Genomic DNA, 24,966 nt, shown 5'->3' with positions numbered 1-24,966 from the left:
TTATTAGACACGGCTAATATTTAATAAATTTGTCTTATGATTTCACAGACCGAAGAGAATTACTTAAAAGCATTGTATAACCTCACTTACCTAAAGGGTGATGCGAATGTCAATGAAATAAGTAAAAGGCTCGACATCAAGATGCCCACAGTAAATAGTATGATGAAAAAACTAGCCGACAAAGGTTTCGTTCATTATGAAAGCTATAAACCATTGCGGCTAACTGAAGAAGGAAAGAAAGAAGCCGCCCTTATTATCCGGAAACATCGACTTACTGAAATGTATCTGGTTGAGAAAATGGGGTTTGCCTGGGATGAAGTCCATCAGATTGCTGAACAGATTGAGCATATACATTCGCCCGAATTTTTCAGTAAAATGGATGAGTTATTGGGTTATCCGACGGTAGATCCCCACGGGTCGCCAATTCCCGATTCTAATGGGGTTATGCCTTTGGAAAACTATGTGTTTCTAAATAGTTGTAAAGTAGGTGATATAGTTACATTAATGGCGGTTCAGCCATCTTCTAAGGAGCTTTTACAATATTTGACAGCGAAAAATCTCGAGCTCGGTACGACTTTAACAATCAAATCAATAGAACCGTTTGATGCTAGCATCACAGTGGAATACAAAGACAGGCCAATAGAAGTCCTAAGCAGCAAAGTCACCGCAACACTACTTGTACGACTTATCGCCTAACTAGGAGAGAATGAGATCAAAATGTTATTTTTTGAAATGAAATATACTGTTATTTCTCTTTGTTAAGAAAAAAAATGTTAGACACAACTAACAAAAACAAGTGAATATTTAAAATGCTAAACCCGGAGAATCTATAGAAATACGATAAATTATCAGTCTCTACAGTTCAACTATCAATTTGTAAAAATTGAGCGTTTATTCTTCAATTTGATACTTGATCGGTTGCCCGGTAGCAATCTCCCGTTCCAATATCTGTTCCGGAGAAAGATGTTCCAAAAACATAATCAGCGCCCTTAAGCTATTGCCGTGCGCAACAACGAGTACATTTTTACCTTCTTTCAGTTTGGGTGCTATAAAACGTTCATAATATGGAATAACACGTTCGTATGTATCTTTAAGGCTCTCACCTCCAGGCGGAGGCACATCAAAAGATCTGCGCCAGATATGCACCTGTTCAGCACCATATTTTTCGGCTGTTTCGGCCTTATTCAAGCCCTCAAGCTTTCCATAACCTCGTTCATTCAAAGCAGCGTCTATAACAACGGGGATGTGAGGATCGCCCATTTCATGCAAAATAATCCTTAACGTATGCTGCGCTCTTATAAGTGTCGAGGTATATGCTATATCAATTGGTTCATTTGCCAAAGCCAATCCTGCCTGCCGAGCTTCCTGTTGTCCCAATTCAGTAATATCAACATCTTGCCATCCCGTAAAGCGATTTTCTAAATTCCATTGCGACTGTCCATGCCGGACTAAAAAAAAGTTTTGCCATTATTTATCCAAAGTTTTTCTAAACGGTCTCTCACTACGCACCAACATCATATATAATAGCGATACATTCTATTTTGTTTTATTTATACCACTAAGTCCTTGTCTAATCATCTAAACCTGGGATCGAAGTACGTCAATATCAAACGACAGGTCCCTTAGTTAAACCAATATACTGACATATTCTGTTCCCCTATTATTTGTAAAAGCTTATCGGTTATATCTGGGAACAGCAACTAATTTTACGGTGAAAATTATCTACATCCTCAAAAAAAAAAAAAATAAACACTTATAAATCAACAAAATAAAAAAATAATAAATTATTTAACATACTTTAATTCTACACAATGTAGAATATATTCTATATTTGTAGTATGAATAAATTATCAGCTACGGAAGAACAATTGATGGGCTACATCTGGGACATGAAAAAAGCTTTTATGAAAGATCTTATGGAAGCGTATTCTGAACCTAAACCGGCGCCAACAACTGTTGCTACATTATTGAAGAGAATGACTGAAAAGGGAGCGATATCTTATGTGCTTTATGGAAATTCGAGAGAGTATTATCCACTAATCGATAAAGACAGCTATTATTTAGCACATGTAAATGATATCGTAGAAAGCTACTTCGACAATTCAGCATTAAAATTTGCTTCTTTTTTCACTAAACAATCTCAGCTGAGCAAAGAGCAATTGGAGGAACTGAAAAATATAATTGATTCCGAAATTAAAAACAAAGAGACATGATGCTATATATTGGAAAACTGATAGCCTGTTCGGGTTTACTCTATCTTATTTATTGGTCAATACTACGCAACCAAAAACTACTGCTATTCAACCGTTGTTATTTACTCGGGATTATCCCCCTATCTGTCATCATTCCATTGTTACAGATCGCTGTCCCATTTGATGTTTTCAACTTACTGAACGACAGAAACAGTGATGTTACCCCTGCGGGGCCGATCATTAAACAGCCCGCAACAGATTCAGCGCTCTTCAATAATTATCACGTCGATTGGTACGATGTCGCTCTGCTGATGTATGTAATTGTCACCATTGCATTACTTCTGAGACAAGTATGGTTATACCGCAAATTCCTATATTATATCCGAAGTGCCACACCAACCCATGAACAGTCCATTTATTGTATACATGGTTTAAAAACACCCTTTTCCTTTTTTCAAAAAATTTATGTTCCCAAAGATGCCTATCAACAGGGCGGTATTGATCAGTCAATTATAACTCACGAACGGGCCCATGCCAATCAACGCCATTCGATGGATGTACTTTTCATACAGATTTTGGGTATATTTTTGTGGTTCAATCCCTTCATTTATCTCATTCAGAAATCGATCCGACAAACTCATGAATACCTTGCAGATAATGCCGTAGTCAAGATTCATGAAAAGTTAAGATACCAACATTTGATTATCGAGTGGAGCATGTCCACCCCTGATATAAACACATTACCGGCCAGTAATTTTAATTTCTTAACAACAAAAAAACGATTAATTATGTTACAAAAAAGAACAACCCGAAGTAAACTCTTGCTAATGCCCGGGCTTACTTTATTACTGACAGTAGCGATATCTACATTGTTTTCAACACATGTGGAAGCACAGAAAACAACGCCGACCACGACAAAAAAAGCGGCGGCTACCAACACCGCAATAAGGCCCGCTGCATCAAGGCGACCGGACGCTCCTAAAACTAGTGGAAGATCTCCTAAATCACCGACAAAAGAAATGGTTCCGCCAATGATATCCCAGCGCAGGTCTTCTTCCCAACAAGAAGGTAATGTACGTTCCCCGGAACCTCGGAAAAGACCTGCTCCACCTCAAAATTCCCCAAAAATAATCGATGAGGTACATGTTGAGCGAATCAAATTTGCGGAGCCTCAAAAAGAGTCTACTCCATCAAAAAGAGTTTCACCGATAGTCGAAGAAGTGCAAGTAGCACCTAAAATTGAGGAAGTCAAGGTCGAGAATATTCAACCGCGTCAACCAAAACGTATCAATCTTTCTGCGAATGCGACTGTCAGTTCAAATCAAGATCAAAAAGATATTCAAGTTAAGGAGGAAACGCCCGTAAAGATCGTCCTTAAAATGAAACCCGAAGTAGAAGTAAAATCTGTAAACAAAAAATAGATAGCAGAATTCTTAGGAATACAATAAGAGGAATACAATTCCTCTTATTGCGATATGTCTACCCCTCACAATTACTCACCTATAAACCAGAATGTTGTTTAGATCATTCAAAATTTAATGTACCAACTCTTCTTATAGATAGTGATATAATCTAAAATCAAGTTAAAAACAAACATCAGTATTTTCCAAAATATAATTAAGGATTGGATTCGGGTTTACAAAAACGATAAATTCTACTGTAGTTTATTTTTAAAGCAATCGTTTGCGTAAAAAAATTGTATAAAAACCAAATAACAAATCGGTAACATTGTAGAAGAGTACCAGTAGTATACCAACAATATACTTCTAATATACTTGTTGTATTCATCTGCTATCATTAAGATAATACTGCTACTATACGGTATGATACCCAATTATTAAATTCTGATCAGGAGGAATTTGGTTTTAAATACAAGTTTAAATTATGGAGGCATGTAAAAATGATGAGTTGGCCTTACTGCGCGCTCTTAAGTCGAGCAATCATAAGGCATTTGAGGTGCTCTACTATCGCTATAGCCCTAGACTTTACCGTCATATACTTAACCTAGTCAAAATACCTGCCTGTGCAGAAGAAATCCTTCAGGATGTATTTCAGAAATTATGGGAGAGGCGCGGTGAAATAGACCCCGACAAGTCCTTTCAGTCTTATCTCTTCACTATTGCTAAACACCTCGTGTATGATTTCTTTCATAAAGAGATCAAAAATCGAAATCTAAAAGAGTTGATTATTTCCATTTCAACATCAGACTATTCCCACATTGAGGAGGAATATGCGTACAAAGAGTCTAAAAAAATTGTCAATCAAGCCATTGAAAACTTATCTCCAAAACGCAAACTCATTTATACCTTATGCAAAATAGAGGGGAAAACCTATGAGGAGGTCAGTAGTTCCTTAGGTATCTCCACTTCTACGATCAGTGACCATATCGTGAAAGCTACAAAACAGATTCAGAGCTTCTGTTTGAGCAAGGAAATTACACCGTCCCTGTTAATTGCTCTTATCAGTGCCGTATTAAATCAAAAATAAGACACTCGCTGTTTCTATCGACAAACAGGTCACTTCCATAGGTATTCAAACAGACCTTTTTAAATCCTTTTCTTTTTTTTTACTTTTTTTTTAAAATCAGAGCAGAGGACAGGCTCTAATTTTCCGTATTATATATAAATAGCCAATCAGTGAAAGATTCAAAACATATAAAACTATTATTTGAAAGATATCTCAATAACCACGCTTCAAGAGAAGAGACGGCGGAGCTATTTCAATATTTTCAGGATACGAATAACAAGGAGGCGCTTGAACAGATGATCGAGAACCAACTTGAATCTCGGGACAAGGAAGAACTTATAGACAAGATGATTTTAGACCGTGTTTTTGGTAAAATTGATCTTGACACCGAACCACAAAATATCAAAAGTCCTACATGGTATAAAACTACAGGCGTTGCAGCTGCCATCATACTGATTATCTCTATCTCTTATTTATTTCTTAACCGCAGCACATATAATGATCATACAGCAACCATTATCGAACCTGGTCGCGATAAAGCAACACTTGTGCTTTCTTCTGGTAAAACGATCGTACTGGAGGATGTTGCGAATGGAAAATTAACGGAAGAGCTCGGCACAACAATTGAAAAAACAGAAAAAGGCGGAATTAATTATAAAATTGAGGGAAATACCGATGTACGCATCGCTATGAATCTTTTGAATGTACCAAAGGGCGGGCAATTCCAGATAACCCTTTCTGATGGCACAAAAGTTTGGCTAAATTCCAATTCCAGCCTTAAATATCCAAGTGCATTTTCAACCTCTGAACGCCGTGTAGAACTGACGGGTGAAGCCTACTTTGAAGTGTCAAAAAATAAACAAAAACCATTTATTGTCGAAACTTCGCTTCAAAAGGTCGAAGTCTTAGGGACTAAATTCAATATCAATGCCTACGATGATGAATCTTCCACACAGACATCCCTTGCAGAAGGGTCTGTAAGAGTGAGTTGCAAAAACAATACAACCTTACTAAAACCAGGACAACAATCTACGTTAACGGATCAAAATATCGCAGTAAGATCAATAAACCTGGATCAAGTATTAGATTGGAAAAATGGTGATTTCAACTTTTCCAATAACAACTTAAAGGAAATCATGCGTAAAATTTCGCGCTGGTATAACATTGAAGTAATTTTTGAAGGTCCCATTTCACAGGAAACCTATGTCGCTCAAATTTCTAGAAAAAAACGATTAAACGATGTATTAAGAGCACTTCAGCTTTCCGGTTCCATCAAGTATAGCATACGAAACAATAAACTGTACATATCGCAATAAACTATAACACACATTAATAACCACTGATTATGAAAGAAACCAGTCCAGCCTAAACATTTCTTCCAAAAAAATAGCCGAAAATGCCTGCCAGCACTCTCGACTAATTTTTTACTTGGAAAACAAGAATTCATTTCAACATCAAACCAGTTAACCAATTTATAAATATATGCATTATTATTTATGTAGTAAGTATTGCATTGTCTTTTTTATTAAAGCTATGCGATACATCGGATCATTATGCAACACATCTACAAAAGTTGCGGTCCTCTTAACAGCATTTATCTTTTTAACACATGTCTCCTCTGCTCAAAATGTTACCCTTAAACACAAGCAGATTACATTGTCCGAAGCATTTCAAGAAATCAGAAAACAGACTAATGTCGATTTTATCATAAAGACAAGCCAACTCGACAAAGTAAGGCCTATTCAAAATATAGATATCCAGAATAAGCCACTAAAACAGGCCCTTGAAAAATTATTGGAACATCAGCCTTTGGTCTTTACAATTGACAATGGCATCATTGTAATTTCGGACCGAGAAAAAAAAAACGCCTCTCACCCCCACCGTTCAAAAAAACGGTAAGGTTGAGATCGTGGGTACAGTGAAAAATGATGGAAACAATCTTTATGGTATTAGTGTCAAGGTTAAAGACAGCCCGTCAATCGGTACAACAACAGATGGCAATGGAAGATACATTCTTGTGGTTCCCACAAATTCGACACTAATATTCTCCTATGTCGGCTACGCCAATCAGGAAATTGTCATTGCCGACAAACGTCGCATTGATGTGCAGCTAAGTCCCGATCAGAGCTTAAGTGAAGTGGTTGTTGTCGGTTATGGAACACAGAAAAAAACCAGTGTCGTGGGAGCATTGGAATCAGTAAAACCAGAAACCTTACGTATCCCAACGGCCAACCTCTCCAATGCATTGGGAGGAAGACTTTCGGGGGTAATCGCAGTACAACGTTCGGGCGAACCCGGTGCAGATGGGGCTAGCTTTTTCATTCGTGGTGTATCGACATTTAGCGGAGCCACCAATCCCCTGATCTTATTGGATGGTGTAGCAATCTCCAAAGGCGACCTGGACGCATTGGCACCAGAAGTTATCGAAAGCTTCTCAGTCCTCAAAGATGCTACTGCCACCGCCGTATTTGGTACTAGGGGAGCAAACGGCGTCCTAATTATCACTACAAAAACAGGTAAAGACCTTAATAAACCGCGTATTTCAGCACGTGCACAATCCCAGATCTCAAGACCTACTTCCATCCCAAAATTTGTTGATGGTGTAAGTTATATGGAGATGTTCAATGAAGCGGTTACAGGTCGCGGTACTGGTGAAATTTTATATTCCCAAGATAAAATAAACGGCACAAGATTAGGCCTGGATCCCTATGTATATCCTAATGTTGACTGGTATAATGAAATGTTTAAGTCCCATACCATCAACAACGAGCTTAATCTAAATGTGCAAGGTGGTGGCAGCAAAATAGGTTATTTCCTCAGTGCAACCGGAAACATTAGCAATGGTTTATTGCGTAAATTTGACCTCAACTCTTTTGACAATAATGTCTCTGTCAAACGGTATAGCTTTCAGAACAATATCAATGTCAACCTTACTTCAACCACCAAAATAGCTTTAAAGCTCAATGCACAACTTCGTGACTACTACGGCGCCGGTGTAGATGCTCCAAGCGTATTTGGCGACATCATGAATGCCAATCCAGTGGACTTCCCGATTATGTTTCCATTTACCGGTACTGACAGAAGAGACGTTCAATACGGAGGAAAAGCTGGTGGTACAGTCAACAATGGTTTTATCAATCCCTTTGCCCGCATGGTCAATGGCTATCAAAATGGTTTCCAAAGTACCTTACTGACTACAATTGATGGAGCGCAAAAACTTGATTTCATTACAAAAGGGCTAGAATTTAAAGCCTTGGTTTCCTTTAAAAACTGGAGCAACACAACAACAAAAAGAACCAGTGGCTACAATCAGTACATGATTAACAGCTATGCACCCGATCCTGCAGGTGGATATACCTACGATCTAGTCATGGTGGGGCAGCCACAAAATCTTTCCCTGGGAACCGAAACGGGCACTAGCGGTGATCGCGAAATCTATTTCCAGCCCTCCATCGAATACAATAGAACATTTGGTAATCACACCGTATCAGGTTTATTTCTTTACAATACCACGGATTTCAATGTCAATAATCCGGCTGATCTAATCAGTTCGCTACCGCGTAGACGCCAGGGCATTACGGGACGTGCAACATATGGTTTCGCCAATAAATATCTTGCCGAAGTCAACTTTGGCTACAATGGTTCCGAAAACTTTGCCACTGGAAGTCGCTTTGGCTTCTTCCCTTCCGTTGGTTTGGGCTATGTACTCAGTAACGAAAAGTTCTTTACAGATTTATTTCCTGCTGTCAGTAATTTAAAAATTAGAGGGAGCTGGGGTAAGGTTGGTAATGATCAGATTGGCGGAGGACGTTTTCCTTATCTTTCGGACCTCAAATTGGACGGAGCATCGTTTACAACAGGTATCGATCAGAATACGAATTATACAGGACCTACTTACTTACAATTTGCAAACCCATTGATTTCATGGGAAGTTGCAGAGAAGAAAAACATTGGTGTGGACCTCGGTATCCTTAACAATAAGTTCAATATTGTTTTCGACCTATACCAGGAAGATAGAACCAATATTTTCGTTGATCGTTCGGCAACAATCCCTAACGTATTTGGTACTGCAGGAACGAAAGTGTATGGCAATGTTGGTGAGGTAAGAAATAGGGGATTTGATTTCTCCCTAGAATGGAACAAAAGTGAAAAAGATTGGGGAATATCTATGCGTGGAACCTTTACATATGCACATAACACCGTACTGAAAAATAATGAACCAGCCTTTACCAAATACCGCAACCTCTCGCAGATTGGGTATTCTATTGGCACAAACCTAGGCTATCTTGCTGAACGCTTATTTATTGATCAGGCCGAAATAGATAACAGTCCATTACAACAGCTAGGGGGTTTTGTCGCTCCGGGAGACATCAAATATAAAGATCTAACCAATGATATTGATGGTCTAAATCTCATCAATAGCGATGATAGAGTTCGAATGGGGTATCCAACAACACCTGAAATTGTGTATGGTTTGAGTACTTCCATCAATTACAAAAAATTTGATTTTTCTTTCCTCTTACAGGGAGTTGATAGAACTTCTTTTATGATCAGTGGTTTCCATCCATTTGGAAATCAAGGTGTACGCAATGTATTGCAGTTTATTGCCGAGGACCGCTGGAGTCCTGAAAACCCTAACATATTTGCAGCCTATCCACGACTGAGCAAATTGGACAATCTCAACAATACTGAAGCTTCTTCTTATTGGCTGAGAAATGGGGCATTCCTAAAACTCAGAAGTGCTGAGATTGGATATTCGCACAAATTTGCACGCATTTTTCTAAGTGGTTATAATCTATTGACCTTCTCTAAGTTCAAACTTTGGGATCCTGAACAAGGTGGAGGCAATGGTTTGGGATATCCGACACAGCAAGTATTCAATCTCGGAGTCCAACTTCGTTTCAATTAAAACAACTTCGAGATTAAAACTATCAATAGAATTTTAAAATGATTTATCAGATGAAAAGAAAATATATAGGCTACCTTGCATTATTCGCATGCGCGACTTTTTTGACTACCACTTCCTGCAGTAAATTCTTGGATATCGTCCCTGATGAACGTCCTTCGGAAGCAGACGCCTTTCGTGATCCAAATTCAGCCAAAGGTTATTTGTATTCCTGCTATGCGTGGATTCCAAATTCTCGGGTAGGCACCTCTTCCATTGATTTGATGACTTCCGACGAAGTAACAACTGCTTTTGAACATGAAACCTTTGCTCGATTTCCCCGTGGACAATATACAGCGTCAAGTCCTGTCATTTCCTACTGGGATAACCTTTACAAAGGAATACGACAATGCTATATCTTAATTCGCAATGTAGATAAAGTTCCCGGGATAGATCCACAGGAGGCGGCACAATATAAAGCTGAAGCCAACTTCCTGATCGGCTTTTATCATTTCCTATTAGTCCGCATGTACGGTCCAGTTGTTATTGCAGACCAAGAGTTTGATGTCAACGCACCTTCTTCAGCGTATCCGAAACGGTCGACTTATGATGCCTGTATTGATTTTATTATCAAAAAGCTGGATGAGACAGCTGGACAGTTACCTGCTCTTCGCGCCGCGGATGAATGGGGTCGTGCTTCCTCGGTTATTGCCAAGGCGCTAAAGGCTAGAGTATTGCTTTATGCAGCTTCACCGCTCTTTAATGGTGGTGGAGGTGATAAACAGAGCTTCTATGCCGATTTCAAAAACTTGGATGGCACAGCGTTGATCAGTACAACCTTCGACAAAGAAAAATGGCGCCGTGCAGCTCTAGCGGCTAAAGAAGCCATTGATGCAGCTGAACAAAGTGGAGCTTCGCTGTATAAAAACAGTACCTACAATACTGCACTACCAGCCAATCCTATTGAAAAGGACTTACGCCTTACTTTTATTGACAAAGCCAATACCAAGGAAGTGATTTGGGCGGAAACACGTCGGGAAGGTCTTTACGATTTTCAAAATAAATCTACTCCATTTCTCAGTGGCGCACAAGGTGAGTCCTATAATGGTGTATCCCCGACCCTCACCCTGATAGAATCCTTTTATAGTAAAAATGGTTTACCGATTGACAAAGATCCCAATTACGACTATAATGGCCGATACGGCGTAACAAATACGCCAAATGGTAATACATTATCGTTAAATCTAAACAGAGAACCACGCTTTAATGCCTGGATTGCCTATCACAACAGCTACTATGAAGTGGTTAGGGGGAGTGCCAATCAAATCCTTGTTCAGTTTAGGAAAAATGACAATTGCGGTATCCAAGGACGGTCTAATAACTACTCTCCAACAGGATATCTCAACAAAAAAGGTATTGCACCTGAATTGAACCAAAGCAGACTGCAGGTCTCCGTCAATTATCCATGGCCGGTGATACGTCTAGCAGAACTGTATCTGAACTACGCGGAAGCGCTAATCGAATATGGTCAGGATCTGAATACTGCCAAACAATATATTGACCGCGTTCGGGTCCGTGCGGGCATTCCAACAATTGATGTCGCATGGGCTCCAATTGGCGGCGCAAATAATCAGGCAACACTACGTTCCATCGTCAGACAAGAACGTACCATTGAACTTTACTTGGAAGGCCATCGCTTCTGGGATTTAAGACGTTGGATGATCGCCGATCAATACCTCAACCAACAGGCGAAAGGAATGAATATACAAGGAGCTACCGATACAGAGTTTTTCAAAATAACAACGGTCGTTTTTCCACGTAGTTTTAGTCAGCGTAATTATTTAATGCCTATACCACAGGAAGAGATCAATAAAAACGAGGAATTGGTACAAAATCCCGGTTATTAATTAATTTAATGAATTGCACAAGATGAAATACAATATCGGAATATTCGCTCTACTCTTTTTAGCAATAGCGTGTAAAAAAGAAGAAATAAAAATGACCAAACCACCACAACTGGTTTCGGTTGAAGCAGAACCACGTATTGGCGGGACTCTCCTGAAATGGAAACTTCCTTCAGACAACAATTATCTTTATGGACAGATTACATATAAAAAAGCGGGATCAAAAGATCCCGATAAAATCTATAAAATCAATATAAGTTCTTTTGCCGACACGATGCGTATAGATGGGCTGATCAATAAATATGAATATGTCTTCAACGTCCAATTGTTCAATCAAGACAAGAAAACAAGCATTGGCGGAGATATCATAAGCAGCAATAGTGTTAGGCCAATCGTCAGGCCTTCGGAAGTGACCTATTTCCCGAACGAGTTAACTAAAATACAGGTGACCGATAATATGGTAGAAACCTATACACAGGAAAGCAGCGAGGGCCCAAAAAAGAATTTATTTGACGGTGATAAAAATACATATTGGCATACAGCATGGTCTGCAAATACAGCCCCGCTTCCGCACTGGATCCAACTCAATTTCCCTCAGGAAGAAGAGATTGGCGCCATAAAATACTTCTTCAGACAAAACAATAGCGATGAAGCCGGGCGTCCGAAACAATGGGGAATAGAAATAAGTTCAGACGGCAAGCAGTGGACCAGAGTTTTTACATCAAAAGATAATCTTCCCACATCAAATGTTGCTGAAGAGCAAAGTTTGGCTTTTGATAAAAACTATAAGTCCAAATTTTTCCGGCTAATGATCCTTAAAAACGGTGGAAAAAGTTACACCCATCTAGGTGAAATGAATGTCTACCGGATGCGCTCTTCTATCATTGACAAAGAAAAAGAAGCTGAAGATAACTATTGATTGTTATCACAAAGATTATTTTCTAATCATCACTGGTGCTCAAAAGAGCATGACGACGGAGGTAGAAATACCTCCGTTTTATTTTTTCATCGGCATATCATCAATATTCGAACAAGCTCCAAAAGGGATACGAGGTCAAATTTCCGCTATAGCATAAGCCTATTCGACGAGGCTATCCCCAGCAAAAAATAAAAAACTTTTTTATTACCTTAGATAAATAAATCGAACAAGAAAACAACTTGTTTTTCATTAACTATAGTTCACATATATGAAATTATATGCCTTTGTTTTGGGAGTAGGCTTACTTCCGGCCGTAGGATTATGTCAAAAGACCGTCACCCCTGGTAGCAGCGATATCAATACCAACTATATCAAACCAGAAAAATCACTGTATACGGTATATTATGTTAAAGATAACACCTGGGACAAACAAGGATCATTGACCTACGATATCGTAGCGGCCAACAATCAGCTGACCTTAACCAATACCTATGTTCCGAAAGACAATGCCTGGACTTCGATCCGCACAACGATTGCCGACGCAAAAACACTTCGGTCCATCAGCTACGCGAGTGATGGCAAGGAAACAAAAGTAAACCTCAACTTTGCAGAAACAATTACAGGTAATTATTATTCGAAGAAAACTAAAAAGGAAAAAAAGATCAACTTACAGCCAACTAGACCTTTTGTAGATTTTAACTGGACAGACCATCTGATTTCAACTCTACCTTTAGATCTAGGGTATAAAGCGCGCATCCCGCAATTTTATTACAATAGTGATTCCGACATTTTTGTCGAAGACTATACCATCAAGGAAGTAAAAAGCTACAGTTATGGTTCCCCAAAAACAGGTAAGCACGACAGTTGGCTGGTTACACTTTTAGAAGAAAGTACCGGAGCCATCTACAATTATGTCATCGATAAAAAAGATCGCCGATTATGGCAAAGGGAAATGTCCATGGGAAACGGAAAGTGGGAAATTACCGTAAACGAAGAACTGGACTATCAACCTATTAAAAATAGATTCAACAAAGAACAGGCTGCCCAACAGATTTCTCAAGGGAACAGTGTTATTATCGGGACGGCTTACGCACGATCTAGCTCCGGAAAAAAACTTGGCGGGCTCGTGAATACTGCAAAAAAGCAATATGCTCCAAAAGGAACAGAAATTACGCTATTCGCCAACTCGGCCTATTACGAAGAATGGCTTGAAGTCAATAAAAAGATCCGAAAACAGAAAAAGGTCCAGGAAGTTCCATTAGATCCTGATTTTGGCTATGCGGTTAAAAAAGCAAAAGTGTATGATGATGAGGGGCATTTCGAATTTGCAGATCTCATGCCAGGCGCATACGTGATTATGGCGAGCTTCGATTTCACCAATTCTTACAACTATTCCTATGTATCAGGCTACACCAATTATTATAACTATTGGGGTTATACAGGTTCCACGACAAATTACGGTACGGCAAGATCATCTTATGTCGACAAAGCCAATGTTGAGAAACACGTTACCATCGACAAAGACGGCGAAAAAAAAGAGGTAAACTTAAAGGAAATGTAATCCTAAAAATGCCGTTAAACAGACTCGTTTAACGGCATTTTTTATTTTTTTTGAGATCTATTCCTAAAATGAGAAGATCATCTATCCATTTACTTTTTTCGAAGTTCAATATAGCGGTCTATGCTAATGGGAAAATTATCGGCAGTACGCAGAAGAAAACAGGCCGCTGCTCCCACCCAGACCGAATAATCGAACGTCGATTTAATTCCTAATGAGAGGGTCATCACTATCGCAAAGCTGATCAGTAGCATCCCGGCTACGAATGCAGTAAAACGCAGTTTATAGCCGATCAGCAATAGGATTGCTAAGACAACCTCTAATAATGTTGCACCTATAGCAAGTATATTACCGAAAGATTCAGGCACAAAAAAATTAAGGGTATTTGAGTAGGCTACAAAATTGGCCCAATTTCCCCAGGAAACATGTGATGCCCCCGGTGCCCCCCACAGCCCCCAACGATCTGCAACAGCAGACAAAAATGCTGTCGATACAGCTATACGTACAAAAAGTTGATTATACATGGTATAAATTATATAAATATGGTATAAACGATATAAATCAAATTTAAGAGAACAAAAACAGTCCAAACTTAAACCAGTTTAAGAAACTTGTTTCAACCATCCCATACCCACAAAGACTCCCCTCATTGTCATAACCGGTGTTGTACCTTCACTTCCTCGCTCATCGTTCGGCGATCAGCTGTGGTTAAATCCATTGCACAGTTAAATCAATAAGGCTGCCAGCACATGGGTGCTGTACAGCCTTATACATCAATTAATACGAATAAGAATTTAATATCATGTGTCTCCTCCATTAAATGATTACACACTGTTATAATGACGACCAAGATGCTCAATAGTCTAATGGAAATAAAAACTATTTGCTACAGCTGCAGCGCTAATTCCTGCTGCTGTTGGTTTCTAAAAATTAACACCTTCGGCTGGTCTGCGTGTACATGCTTTTTTATCGCTTGTTGCAAGTCTATTAAGTGATTTATTTTCTCGCCCTGGTAATTCAGCACAACATCACCGACACGCAAACCGCTTTTATAAAGATTGCCTTTTTCATCCAACTGAAGTAGCAGCACGCCGTTTATCGAGGGTAGGCCCGCAGCCGACTGCTCTCCCAAAGTTTCCACTGATTTAAATAAGCCCGACTTCCAGGCCAATCTGCTCCCCTGTTCCTTTGCTTCGGATTGGATCAATTGAGGTATTTCAGGACTAGCGGCATGAGTTTTAAGTCTTTTACTCATAACCCCGAAATGCAGCATGTCAAAATTTTTAAAATCCTGATCTTTCCAGTTCTTCAATCGGAAATCGCCATGTGCAGGATTCGTAAAGTTCAATTGAATAACACGACCATGTTTTTCTATGCCTTTCGCCCGATCTTTGTCTAGGTCATCCTTCCTTCCGTAGATATTATGGTCTACCTCTTCCCCCCAATACTTGACCTGTATATCCTGATGGGACTCCATCACAATATTATTACGGAATACATCGTGACTATTTTGAAACCAGACATGTGGATGAAAACCATTGTTGATCATCACATTGTTATACACTTTGCGATAAAATCCTTCCCTTAGTTTTAGTCCCCCACTTAAACAAAGATTGTTGTAAATTTCATAGTTGGAAGATCCGTCGTCCAAATCAATATCCCAACCGTGATCACAGCGAAATCTATTATCATGGATTTTAGTTGTTTTGACTGCATCCAGCAATATTAAATTGGGATGTTTCCCCGTCAGTTCATCCATCTCCTTTCGATTAGGATGCCAAAATCGGTCGCGCCCCCATGAGTTGAAGGCTCCATGATCGCTGGTTTCCAGGACTGTATTAAAAACATCATTGTAAGCTATCTCATGACCGCCCCAGGTACCATCACCTACATTAATACCTGCTCGCGGCACATTGTAAATGGTATTATGCAAAATTCGTAAAGATTCAGCCATAGAGACCTGTACACCTGCTACTTGTTTTTCGATCAATCCAATGTTATGAATCAGATTGTCACTCGCCTCACAGTCCATAGGATAATTATCGGTTTTTGGCCCTTTGATGGTATCCATTTGGTCAAACGGAACAAATTTTTCATATCGAAATTCCGGTGAGCGTACTGCTGCTGGATCTCCTACAAAATTGATTGCTCCGGCGCCGATCTGTTCAATCCGGTTTCCTTCGATTTTGACGCCGCGGTTATAATTATTAATAAATATTGCATTGCCGCCCAAAGCGATAAAATCATTCGCGCGGAAGATACAGTTTTCCGCACCTTCAATCTTTACGGCTCCCTGTCGATAGATCGTCCAATCACTACGTAAGAGAGGTTCGCTTGTTTTCATAAAGGTAGGAGCAGTATACATGAAGCGAAGGCCACTAACCTCAATATCATGCACTGGTCTGGAAGATGAACCTGAAAGATAGATTAAATTTTCCAATTGTGGTGCTACAAACTTCAGCTGGTTGGGATCAACTCCTTTAGCAGGCATATAATATAAGAGTGCCTTCTCCTCATCCAAATACCACTCCTGAAAGGTATCGAGTTCTTCAAAGATATTTTCTACAAAGCGATAGGTCTCGTGCATTTTGCTGGGACGATTATTTTGCTGTCCACCTTCAAGTGTAACTGTTGATAAGCCATCTTTTCCGGTAATCTTATAATGGAATCCTCCCCAGCGACCAGCATGCAAAGCATGTACAATTCCCCCCTTAGGGTTTTTCCAGGTTGCGACACGTTCGGGACTTAATGCATCTGCAGCATAGCCTTGAAATGGCAAGACTGTGGGATCGTAGTTTGGATAACGTGCCCGGACAAGATGCTTATCATTAGCGTATAGACTTTGGAAGTTTACTCCTCTTGGGACTTTAGCCTCCCAAATACCATGATCGCCCTGTTTCCATTTGAGGTTAAGCGATTTGGCACCACTCAGCGTAACTTGTGCTCCATCCTCAGCTTTAATCCGCAAGGGTTGCCTTCTTGTACCCGATATCCCAGCAGACAATTCAATCGGTTTATCCAGCTGGTAGGTGCCTGCCATAAAGATGATTTCGATGCCTGGTGTATTTTTCCCTTGCTTCTGTTTTTCTACCGATCGCAATGCGGCTTCAGCTGTGGCATAGGGACTGGCCATAGTTCCTTGGTTTCTATCACTTCCTTTTGTACTGATATAAATACGTTTGACCGAGCCAGCCTGTTGCCCATGCACACTAAGCGAAGTGACACCGGTAAGGCCAATAAATAATAATTTAGGAAATAGCATACAAGATATCTTCATAATTTTAATCGTTCATATAGTTTTAGCTAGATTACATCGACTATAAACCTGCTATATAGTTAGGTCTATAAGTCCATAAAAATAAAGTCGTTTGCTATGCACAAACGACTTTTTCAGTTCGTGTTTCATTCGATCAGGTTTATATTTCACAAAACAATGGTATTTCGCCTAATTAGCGAATGGTCTATTGAATCACTTCACTGATCTGTACCTCTGGCGTAATATTCGTGTACTTTGGAAAATCTTCGGCAAACTTTTTCCCATTTTCTTTTAAAGGATCCTGATAGGCCGCAACAGAATCAAAATACAAATGGCAAATGGCCAAATAGATCGGACCTTCTGCTGAGCTACGTCCCGAAAGTCCTTTATCAATGGTTACGCCTTTCAGTGCTTTACCGTAAACTTTTTTGACAAGCGCAATATGTTTAGGGAGATAATAATTCCAATCAAATGTCTTTCCAGGGCCATTACGATAAAAGATCGATACCTTGATCATCCCTTTTTTATGAAAAGGTGGATCTGCTTTTACATTGCACTGGAACCCCAACAGCATGGTTACCAAAACCATAACTAAAATGATCTTTGTTTTCATATTTGTTGATAAGTAAGATTAAATAACACTCTTTTTTCCAAAACATTTGCCATGAGTAAATAAACAGCGAATATTGCTTAGATTAGTTCTTTTTGCGCTCTGCGGCTGCTTTCAACAAAATTTCTTTACTAGCAACCGGCACGTTTCCGTTAGCATCAGGTCCAATATTGAGCAGCAAATTTCCACCTTTTTCATTTATCTCTCGTAGCTTAGTATTTACTTCTGTGGGAGATTTCCAATTATTATCTGATTTTTTATATCCCCAAGAATTGTTAAGGGTATAGCAGGCTTCCCAATCGTAATCCAGTAACGCTCCAGGATGTTCTTGTTCAGGCGTTCCAAAATCTCGCTTAAATTGATCACGCTTTGCTACGCGGTTATTAATGATAAGAGAGGGCTTCAATTTGCGTAGATATTGATAAAGATCTTCTCCTGCGGCCATATCCCACCAGTTCACCCAATCCCCATCAAACCAAAGGATGTCGGTATCATACTTTACAACCAATTCTTTCAATTGATTTTTCATGTATTGAATATAAGCAGCTTTCTGTTCTGGCTTGATGAGGATCTGGCCCCAATCGCCTTTACCATTAGGATCGACATATTGCGAATCGTGATGCCAATCGATAATACTGTAGTAGGTACCAAATCTGATCCCAGCTTTCTTACAAGCTGTGGACAACTCCCGCACGAGATCTCTTCCTTTCATTGGCGTCGAAGCTATATCATAATCTGTGTAGGGGGAATCCCACAGACAAAACCCCTCATGGTGTTTGGTCGTCAGGACAATATACTTCATTCCGGCATCTTTAGCCAATTGAACAATACGATCTGCATTAAAGTCCTTGGGGTTCCATGTGTTAATCAGCTCCGAATAGGCTGCCTTCGGAATATTCATTTCCGATTGTATCCACTCGGCATATCCTTTGGTTGAATTCCCTTTATATATCCCTCCAAGTTGACTATAAAGCCCAAAATGAATAAACATTCCATATTTTGCTTCCCTAAACCAATGCATCCGTTCATCAAAATCCTTTTTGGATTCCTGTAAATTATTAACTTGGGCGTTCCCCATGTTCATAAACAACATGGCTAGTAGAGAAAGAATACAATGCGTTGCTTTTATCATATTTATTATAATTGGTTAATCCAACAAGCTCAAGCGGCTGTCAAATCTTCTATTGGTATCTTGCGCATTCGACAAATGCTAAACCATTCTGCTATTGCAAAATAAATATAAAAAATATGAACAACACTTTTTATTTATTGCAAAGAAGTTACGCTTAGCGTACAGGGCTATACCTGCCTCAATTTTACAAAAATGAAAACTTCCAAAGCAGCTTATCAAACAGTCTATCTGCTATGAAATTTAATATAAATTCTTTCCAAAAAGGATTTATATTTAGTAAATATTTCATTAAAAACCATACTATAGATTGAAATTATGAGTTTAAAGACCTTAATCACAAAAAGTGCCGAGTATAACGACTGGGTTGTCAATAAATACATCAATTGGCTGGCTGATAAATCGGACGACCAACTTAACCAGGAGGTACCTTCAAGCTTCCCGACCATTTTGAAAACCTTAAACCACATCTTGCAGACACAGGAATATTGGTGGAGCCACATTTCAGAAAGCAATGATTTCGATTTTGAAAAAAAGCGAACCACAAAAGAAGAAATATTTGAAGCGCTAAGAAGAAGTTCAGTCCAACTTGTGGATTATATAAACAAGCTATCGGAGTTAGATCTTGAAAAAAATATCAAAGTGGAATCACCATGGTTTCAATGCGATTTCACGAAGTATGAATACATACAACAGCTGATCCTCCACGGAACATATCATAGGGGACAAATCGTTACAATGGGTCGAGCTATTGGAATTACGGATGCCCCAATGACAGACTTTAATTATTGGAATATTTATAAAGATCAAGAATAGGGATTCGAGCAGCGCTATGGACCAAATTACCAGTAAAGTACAGATCCGAGAAATTGTCGCAGCTGCGAAACAGCAAGGACAGCAATCCGGTATTGAATGCCGTATATTAAGCTCACAAGAGTGTTTACTGAAAAAGAAAGTTCGATTTCCACTTCTGGAGTTTGCGGCCAGGGAAATTATGCTATTCGTTCCTGAGGCCGAGCAGTTACACTTGACAGATCGTCTCATTGCCACAACAGAAATGGGAAGTTATGAATCCATCCATAAAGCCTGCACCTATATAACCATGGGCAATCAATGGTACGTCTGTGATATCATCGGCGAACGTGCCAATAAAATGAATACGTGATTTTCTTTGTGATAGTTATACATCAAGAAAGGCGAAGTCTACCATTAAACCTCGCCTTTCTTTATACATTTAATCTATATGTAACCGCGCGCCCTCGGTTAGTGATCTTTTTTCATTGTTCCTTTTTCACGAAGATTAATATGCCAGCTAAAAGCCTCTTCTAACAAATGTGGTGTATGCCCTCCCCTTTCACAAGCGCGGTTATAATAGTCTGATAGCTGCTCCCTATAATCGGGATGTACGCAGTTCTCAATAATTACTTTCGCTCGCTCACGAGGCGCTAAACCACGCAAATCTGCCAAACCATAATCTGTTACCAAAATATCGACATCATGTTCGGTATGATCTACGTGAGAAACCATAGGAACAATATGAGAAATTGCATCCCCTTTAGAGGCTGCCTGTGTAACAAAGATGCTCAAATAAGCATTACGTGCAAAGTCACCCGATCCACCGATACCATTCATGATATTTGTTCCCGAAGTATGGGTAGAATTTACGTTTCCATAAATATCAAACTCTATGGCTGTATTAATTGCTATAATTCCCAAACGTTTGATCAGTCCAGGTGTATTGGAAATGTTCTGTGGGCGCAATACAATTTTATCGCGGTATCGATCCAAATGATCGAACACTCTTGAATAACACTCTTCCGAAACAGTAATTGAAGAAGCAGAAGCAAAATCCAGTTTTCCAGCATCGATAAGGTCAAAGGTACTATCTTGCAACACTTCAGAAAACATCGTTAGATTACGGAACTTACTATGTATAAATCCAGTTAGAACAGCGTTAGCTACTTTTCCAATACCCGCTTGGAGGGGCATCAAGCTTTCTGACAAATGACCTAGCTCTACTTCATTTTCGAAAAACTGTAAAATATGCTTCGCTATCGCTGTAGTTTTGGTATCCGGTTCAGCAATATCGGCTGGGCTATCAAGCTCATTCGTAAACACAATTCCCACCACCTTGCTTGCGTCCAAAGGAATAGTTTTACGCCCAATTTTATTTTCAGGTGCTACAATCGGAATAACATTACGGCGAGGGTAATCTTCTGCTTGGTAAATATCATGTATCCCTTTAATCGTCATCGGTATCGCAGTATTGACCTCCAAAATAACCTGCTTAGCCAATGCAGCAAAAGTAGCCGAATTTCCCACAGAAGTCGTTGGAACAATACTTCCGTCTGATTCTATTGCTGCTACTTCCAAAACAGCAATATCCACCTGAGGCAAATTCTTATTGTGCAGCAATTCGGCTGTTTCGCTTAGATGCTGATCAATAAACAGCACATCCCCGGCATTAATTTTATTACGTAAAATACGATCTACCTGAAAAGGCATCCGCTTGGATAGTGCCCCCGCTTCCGCCAATTTACCGTCTGTTCCATGTCCCAACGAAGCCCCAGTAATCAGGGTTATTTTCAATGGATCCACTTTTGCACGTTCAGCCAAGGCTGGTAACACAACCTTACTGTCTCCAGCCTTAGTAAAACCACTCGATCCAACGACCATTCCGTTTTGAAATAGCTTAGCAGCTTCTTCCGCTGTAATCACTTTATCATGTAAGCTTTGAACTTTTATTCTTTCGTAAGCCATATTGTTATAGTTTGATTTTATTCCATTATTGTAAACTTAAGAAATTGAAACCTATATATTTCCCTTATTTGTAAAGTTCTTTGTTATATTTTCCCACCTCTTAACCAAACAATTTTAGCATTTTTTTAAACTGCATATTTATTACCATTCGACACAAAATTATCCAAACGAGACTAAAAAGACACAACTCGCTATAAATCAAAAATATACAACAAATCATAATAAAAAAATATTTTATATCACACTGATCGATAATATATATCACACTGATAACAAATAACTTACAATAACAAAGGCAAAACTAAAGTAAGTAAAGACTAACTCTCTCGTCGATTAATTGCCATTTTAACGTAAGCATACACTCACTTTCAAGAAGTAAAGGTGGGGTCTAGTAAAAAAGTCTTACCTTTGTGACATAGTATTATAGGTTAAAATGAATACACAAGATATAACGACAGATGCTAAATATGTCAACCGTTATTATATGACGGAAGTAGACTCATTTGAAGATAGCATTTACTGTCACCACGCTATTATTGCAGAGAATCATATTTCCGAACATTGCCACGATAAGGACCAATTTTTATATACAGAAGGCGGTGTCGTATTTGTTAAGACAGAGGAAAAATCATATTTTCTACCTGCCCGACATTATTTGTGGATTCCCGCTGGCATAAAACATAGTATTCATCCAAGTACACCGGAGGTCGTTATGCGTAATTTGTACTTTCCCAAAACCAATAATGACGCACCCTTCTATAGCAAAATGGGAATCTATCCAGTAAATGATCTTTTGATAGAGCTGATTATGTTTACCAACCGCTGGAATGGCAATATCTTTCCGGTCGAAGAACCTAAATATAGTATTGCTACTGCATTTAAACTTATCTTGCCGGAATTATCGCTGCATGAGCTTCCATTGGCCTTGCCCTATCCTAATCATCAGAAATTAAAGGATATCGTTACTTACCTCGAAGAGAATATAGAGGAAAATGTCAGCTTTAAAAAACTTGCCGGATTATTTAACATTAGTGAACGTACATTAGCCAGACTATTTCAAAAAGAATTAAATATGTCTTTTATCCAGTACTACACGATTCTCAGAATGCTGACTGCTCTTAAGCTCCTTTTAGACGAAAAACTAAGTGTAAATGAAGTTGCACTCAAAGTTGGATACAATAGTCTCCCCACCTTTAGTAACACATTCAATAAGGTCGTCGGTATCCGTCCAAGCGAATATGTCAAACAAAAAGAATTGCTTATTTAAAAATGTTTACCTAATTTAGGTCAATAAACCTAATTCAGGATGAAATTCAAACATATCATTTATAGTGCTGGAATTTTATTGCTCAGCACTTCTTTATTTGCCAAATCTCAAGATAAAAAACCCAAACCCATTCAGTTATTTAATGGGAAAGATTTGAAGAACTGGACCCCAAAAATCAGAAACCACAAAGTTGGGGATAATTATAAAAATACATTTCGTGTAGAAGACGGTTTACTCAAAGTAAGATATGATGGTTATGATAATTTTAATTTTCAGTATGGCCATCTATTCTACAATAAAGAATTCTCAGCTTATTTATTGCGCGTCACTTACAGATTTGTTGGTGAACAGGTAAATGGTGGAGAAGGTTGGGCCTGGCGTAATAGCGGAGCCATGCTACATGGACAGGATCCTAATACCATGGGTGTGGATCAAGACTTTCCAATATCGATCGAAGGGCAACTGCTGGGTGGAAATGGCAAGGACGAACGGACCACAAGTAACCTTTGTACACCAGGCACAAACGTTGTGATCGACAATAAGCTATTTACACCACATTGCATCAGCTCAACATCAAAAACCTATGCTGGAGATCAATGGGTAACTGCTGATTTCTTGGTATTGGGAGACTCACTTGTGCAACATATCCTTGAAAACAAGGTCGTATTACAGTATAATAAACCGCAAATTGGAGGCGGTAATGTAAGTGGTTTCGATCCTAAAGTGAAAAAGGATGGTCAGCTTTTAAGTAAGGGGACTATTTCACTGCAGAGTGAGAGTCATCCCATTGACTTTAAAAAAGTGGAACTTTACGATTTAGAACCTTACATGAAAGATCCCAACAAATTGAAAAAGGTCATCGCGGAGCTACTTCCAAATTTGCAACAATAAAAAACACTCCAAGTCAGTTTTAAAATAAAAAAGCATCGAATATCGATGCTTTTTTATTTACCATTCGCTTGGAAAGAGAAATCCAAAGTATATAACATAAAGAAAAGGGATACAGCGAGCTGTACCCCTCTATATCTATACGAAAAGCTTACGCTAAACCGTTAACAAATTTTGTTAACTTAGATTTGTTGTTAGAAGCTTTTTTCTTGTGGATCACATTTTTCTTTGCCAAACGATCAAGCATAGAAATTACGCGTGGTAACAATGTTTTTGCTTCTTCTGCAGAAGTAGTGTGACGTAATTTTTTGATTGCGTTACGTGTAGTTTTTGCTTGGTAACGGTTTCTTAAACGTTTAGTAGCGTTTGCTCTAATTCTTTTGATCGCTGATTTATGATTTGCCATTTTTTTTAGCTAATTTTTATTCAATTTTTTCTTGTAATTCGGACTGCAAAAATAACACCTTATTTTCAATATTCAAAATCTATTTTATTTTTTAGGTTTAGTATATTTGCGACATGCAAAAATTATCGATGGATGAACTTCAACGTACAGATGTTGAATCGTTTAAAAAACAAGAAAAAACTCCTATCACAATCGTTATGGACAATGTACGGAGCATGCATAATGTAGGCTCGGCCTTCCGTACTGCAGACGGATTTGCTATTGAAAAAATATACTTGTGTGGCATTACGGGCACACCTCCCCATCGCGAAATCGAAAAGACCGCCCTCGGGGCTACTCAATCAGTTGCTTGGGAATACCACAAAGATACCACAGCTGTTGTTGATCAGCTTCGGTCAGAAGGTTATGTCATTATTGCCATCGAGCAAGCAGATGATAGTGTTATGTTACATCAGTTTGAACCAGAAAATGACAAAAAGTATGCATTGATTTTTGGAAATGAGGTCAATGGAGTAGATGAAGATGTCATGGAAAAAATTGATACCTGCATCGAAATCCCCCAATACGGAACCAAACATTCCTTAAATGTATCTGTCGCAATTGGCATTATTCTTTGGGATTTTATCCAAAAACGCAATTTCAATTAAAAATTTATCAATAAAGGTCACATTCCTATTCACATTGCTTCCATTTTAGAAAGCAAAATAGTAGATTTGTGTGCAAAAT

The 24,966-nt window shown here is 38.9% G+C and carries 21 protein-coding genes and 1 pseudogene; 15 read left to right on the top strand and 7 right to left on the bottom strand.

Annotated features, from left to right (window positions below; all coding sequences use genetic code 11):
* The first annotated feature begins 36 nt into the window (after positions 1-36).
* Positions 37-696, top strand: coding sequence for a metal-dependent transcriptional regulator (locus tag BV902_RS06345; RefSeq protein ID WP_075991207.1), 660 nt, complete (start codon positions 37-39; stop codon positions 694-696).
* Between the two features lie 195 nt (positions 697-891).
* Here BV902_RS06345 and BV902_RS06340 read toward each other — a convergent pair.
* Positions 892-1,446, bottom strand: a pseudogene (locus BV902_RS06340) (2,3-bisphosphoglycerate-dependent phosphoglycerate mutase); the annotation flags it as partial.
* A 392-nt stretch (positions 1,447-1,838) separates the two neighbouring features.
* On the opposite strand from BV902_RS06340, the gene BV902_RS06335 reads away from it, so the two are divergent.
* The 9 genes from BV902_RS06335 to BV902_RS06295 all read left to right on the top strand — a co-directional run bounded on the left by BV902_RS06335 (position 1,839) and on the right by BV902_RS06295 (position 13,927).
* Positions 1,839-2,213: a BlaI/MecI/CopY family transcriptional regulator gene (locus BV902_RS06335; protein WP_070564700.1), complete on the top strand. Its 375-nt coding sequence runs from the start codon at positions 1,839-1,841 to the stop codon at positions 2,211-2,213.
* The gene (locus BV902_RS06330) at positions 2,210-3,613 is read left to right on the top strand and encodes a M56 family metallopeptidase (RefSeq protein WP_075991206.1); all 1,404 of its coding nucleotides are present in this window, start codon (positions 2,210-2,212) and stop codon (positions 3,611-3,613) included. The genes BV902_RS06335 and BV902_RS06330 overlap by 4 nt, the downstream gene beginning before the upstream one ends.
* Positions 3,614-4,076: 463 nt before the next feature.
* A complete protein-coding gene (locus tag BV902_RS06325) occupies positions 4,077-4,679 on the top strand; it encodes an RNA polymerase sigma factor (protein ID WP_075991205.1) in 603 nt (200 codons plus the stop codon).
* A gap of 149 nt (positions 4,680-4,828) precedes the next feature.
* Entirely contained in the window at positions 4,829-5,974 is a 1,146-nt protein-coding gene (locus BV902_RS06320; RefSeq protein WP_075991204.1) for a FecR family protein, read from the top strand.
* 217 nt (positions 5,975-6,191) lie between these two features.
* The gene (locus tag BV902_RS06315; protein WP_075991203.1) at positions 6,192-6,557 is read left to right on the top strand and encodes an STN domain-containing protein; all 366 of its coding nucleotides are present in this window, start codon (positions 6,192-6,194) and stop codon (positions 6,555-6,557) included.
* A gap of 10 nt (positions 6,558-6,567) precedes the next feature.
* Entirely contained in the window at positions 6,568-9,567 is a 3,000-nt protein-coding gene (locus tag BV902_RS06310) for a SusC/RagA family TonB-linked outer membrane protein (RefSeq protein ID WP_075991202.1), read from the top strand.
* Between the two features lie 50 nt (positions 9,568-9,617).
* The gene (locus tag BV902_RS06305; RefSeq protein ID WP_075991201.1) at positions 9,618-11,450 is read left to right on the top strand and encodes a RagB/SusD family nutrient uptake outer membrane protein; all 1,833 of its coding nucleotides are present in this window, start codon (positions 9,618-9,620) and stop codon (positions 11,448-11,450) included.
* Between the two features lie 22 nt (positions 11,451-11,472).
* Entirely contained in the window at positions 11,473-12,366 is an 894-nt protein-coding gene (locus tag BV902_RS06300; protein WP_075991200.1) for a discoidin domain-containing protein, read from the top strand.
* Between the two features lie 268 nt (positions 12,367-12,634).
* Positions 12,635-13,927 carry a hypothetical protein gene (locus tag BV902_RS06295; RefSeq protein ID WP_075991199.1) on the top strand — a complete coding sequence of 431 codons (1,293 nt, stop codon included), beginning with the start codon at positions 12,635-12,637 and terminating at the stop codon, positions 13,925-13,927.
* Between the two features lie 89 nt (positions 13,928-14,016).
* On the opposite strand, the gene BV902_RS06290 is transcribed toward BV902_RS06295, so the two are convergent.
* The 4 genes from BV902_RS06290 to BV902_RS06275 form a co-directional block, all read right to left on the bottom strand.
* Positions 14,017-14,448, bottom strand: coding sequence for a hypothetical protein (locus BV902_RS06290; RefSeq protein WP_075991198.1), 432 nt, complete (start codon positions 14,446-14,448; stop codon positions 14,017-14,019).
* Between the two features lie 362 nt (positions 14,449-14,810).
* The gene (locus BV902_RS06285) at positions 14,811-17,201 is read right to left on the bottom strand and encodes a PDZ domain-containing protein (RefSeq protein ID WP_075991197.1); all 2,391 of its coding nucleotides are present in this window, start codon (positions 17,199-17,201) and stop codon (positions 14,811-14,813) included.
* 184 nt (positions 17,202-17,385) lie between these two features.
* The gene (locus tag BV902_RS06280; RefSeq protein ID WP_083663494.1) at positions 17,386-17,793 is read right to left on the bottom strand and encodes an EthD family reductase; all 408 of its coding nucleotides are present in this window, start codon (positions 17,791-17,793) and stop codon (positions 17,386-17,388) included.
* Between the two features lie 82 nt (positions 17,794-17,875).
* The gene (locus BV902_RS06275) at positions 17,876-18,922 is read right to left on the bottom strand and encodes an alpha-L-fucosidase (protein WP_083663493.1); all 1,047 of its coding nucleotides are present in this window, start codon (positions 18,920-18,922) and stop codon (positions 17,876-17,878) included.
* A 315-nt stretch (positions 18,923-19,237) separates the two neighbouring features.
* Here BV902_RS06275 and BV902_RS06270 point away from each other — a divergent pair, with 315 nt between their 5' ends.
* Positions 19,238-19,735 (top strand): DinB family protein, encoded by a 498-nt coding sequence (locus BV902_RS06270; RefSeq protein ID WP_075991195.1) that lies wholly within the window; start codon positions 19,238-19,240, stop codon positions 19,733-19,735.
* Between the two features lie 16 nt (positions 19,736-19,751).
* Positions 19,752-20,084: a hypothetical protein gene (locus BV902_RS06265; protein WP_075991194.1), complete on the top strand. Its 333-nt coding sequence runs from the start codon at positions 19,752-19,754 to the stop codon at positions 20,082-20,084.
* 98 nt (positions 20,085-20,182) lie between these two features.
* On the opposite strand, the gene BV902_RS06260 is transcribed toward BV902_RS06265, so the two are convergent.
* Complete coding sequence (locus tag BV902_RS06260) at positions 20,183-21,679, bottom strand: succinate CoA transferase (protein WP_070564668.1); 1,497 nt, start codon at positions 21,677-21,679, stop codon at positions 20,183-20,185.
* Between the two features lie 433 nt (positions 21,680-22,112).
* Here BV902_RS06260 and BV902_RS06255 point away from each other — a divergent pair, with 433 nt between their 5' ends.
* A complete protein-coding gene (locus tag BV902_RS06255) occupies positions 22,113-22,946 on the top strand; it encodes an AraC family transcriptional regulator (RefSeq protein ID WP_075991193.1) in 834 nt (277 codons plus the stop codon).
* Positions 22,947-22,985: 39 nt separating this feature from the next.
* Positions 22,986-23,837: a 3-keto-disaccharide hydrolase gene (locus BV902_RS06250; RefSeq protein ID WP_075991192.1), complete on the top strand. Its 852-nt coding sequence runs from the start codon at positions 22,986-22,988 to the stop codon at positions 23,835-23,837.
* A gap of 148 nt (positions 23,838-23,985) precedes the next feature.
* Here the strand turns inward: BV902_RS06250 and rpsT are convergent, their stop codons facing one another.
* Complete coding sequence (rpsT, locus tag BV902_RS06245) at positions 23,986-24,240, bottom strand: 30S ribosomal protein S20 (RefSeq protein ID WP_046671646.1); 255 nt, start codon at positions 24,238-24,240, stop codon at positions 23,986-23,988.
* Between the two features lie 113 nt (positions 24,241-24,353).
* Between rpsT and BV902_RS06240 the strand changes: the two genes are divergently transcribed.
* Positions 24,354-24,887: an RNA methyltransferase gene (locus BV902_RS06240; protein ID WP_070564659.1), complete on the top strand. Its 534-nt coding sequence runs from the start codon at positions 24,354-24,356 to the stop codon at positions 24,885-24,887.
* Positions 24,888-24,966: the final 79 nt, after the last annotated feature.

The organism is Sphingobacterium sp. B29, from assembly GCF_001952815.1.
Lineage (GTDB): Bacteria > Bacteroidota > Bacteroidia > Sphingobacteriales > Sphingobacteriaceae > Sphingobacterium > Sphingobacterium siyangense.
The sequence above is the reverse complement of the archived record's forward strand: the minus strand, read 5'-3'. Positions and strand labels throughout refer to the sequence as shown.

Bases quoted from the DNA above. Each gene is read 5' to 3' on its own strand.
- BV902_RS06240 (WP_070564659.1), top strand. From the start codon at position 24,354: ATGCAAAAATTATCGATGGATGAACTTCAACGTACAGATGTTGAATCG.
- rpsT (WP_046671646.1), bottom strand. From the start codon at position 24,240: ATGGCAAATCATAAATCAGCGATCAAAAGAATTAGAGCAAACGCTACT.
- BV902_RS06275 (WP_083663493.1), bottom strand. From the start codon at position 18,922: ATGATAAAAGCAACGCATTGTATTCTTTCTCTACTAGCCATGTTGTTT.
- BV902_RS06330 (WP_075991206.1), top strand. From the start codon at position 2,210: ATGATGCTATATATTGGAAAACTGATAGCCTGTTCGGGTTTACTCTAT.
- BV902_RS06270 (WP_075991195.1), top strand. From the start codon at position 19,238: ATGAGTTTAAAGACCTTAATCACAAAAAGTGCCGAGTATAACGACTGG.
- BV902_RS06335 (WP_070564700.1), top strand. From the start codon at position 1,839: ATGAATAAATTATCAGCTACGGAAGAACAATTGATGGGCTACATCTGG.
- BV902_RS06285 (WP_075991197.1), bottom strand. From the start codon at position 17,201: ATGAAGATATCTTGTATGCTATTTCCTAAATTATTATTTATTGGCCTT.
- BV902_RS06290 (WP_075991198.1), bottom strand. From the start codon at position 14,448: ATGTATAATCAACTTTTTGTACGTATAGCTGTATCGACAGCATTTTTG.
- BV902_RS06305 (WP_075991201.1), top strand. From the start codon at position 9,618: ATGAAAAGAAAATATATAGGCTACCTTGCATTATTCGCATGCGCGACT.
- BV902_RS06255 (WP_075991193.1), top strand. From the start codon at position 22,113: ATGAATACACAAGATATAACGACAGATGCTAAATATGTCAACCGTTAT.
- BV902_RS06265 (WP_075991194.1), top strand. From the start codon at position 19,752: ATGGACCAAATTACCAGTAAAGTACAGATCCGAGAAATTGTCGCAGCT.
- BV902_RS06315 (WP_075991203.1), top strand. From the start codon at position 6,192: ATGCGATACATCGGATCATTATGCAACACATCTACAAAAGTTGCGGTC.
- BV902_RS06250 (WP_075991192.1), top strand. From the start codon at position 22,986: ATGAAATTCAAACATATCATTTATAGTGCTGGAATTTTATTGCTCAGC.
- BV902_RS06300 (WP_075991200.1), top strand. From the start codon at position 11,473: ATGAAATACAATATCGGAATATTCGCTCTACTCTTTTTAGCAATAGCG.
- BV902_RS06295 (WP_075991199.1), top strand. From the start codon at position 12,635: ATGAAATTATATGCCTTTGTTTTGGGAGTAGGCTTACTTCCGGCCGTA.
- BV902_RS06280 (WP_083663494.1), bottom strand. From the start codon at position 17,793: ATGAAAACAAAGATCATTTTAGTTATGGTTTTGGTAACCATGCTGTTG.
- BV902_RS06260 (WP_070564668.1), bottom strand. From the start codon at position 21,679: ATGGCTTACGAAAGAATAAAAGTTCAAAGCTTACATGATAAAGTGATT.
- BV902_RS06325 (WP_075991205.1), top strand. From the start codon at position 4,077: ATGGAGGCATGTAAAAATGATGAGTTGGCCTTACTGCGCGCTCTTAAG.
- BV902_RS06345 (WP_075991207.1), top strand. From the start codon at position 37: ATGATTTCACAGACCGAAGAGAATTACTTAAAAGCATTGTATAACCTC.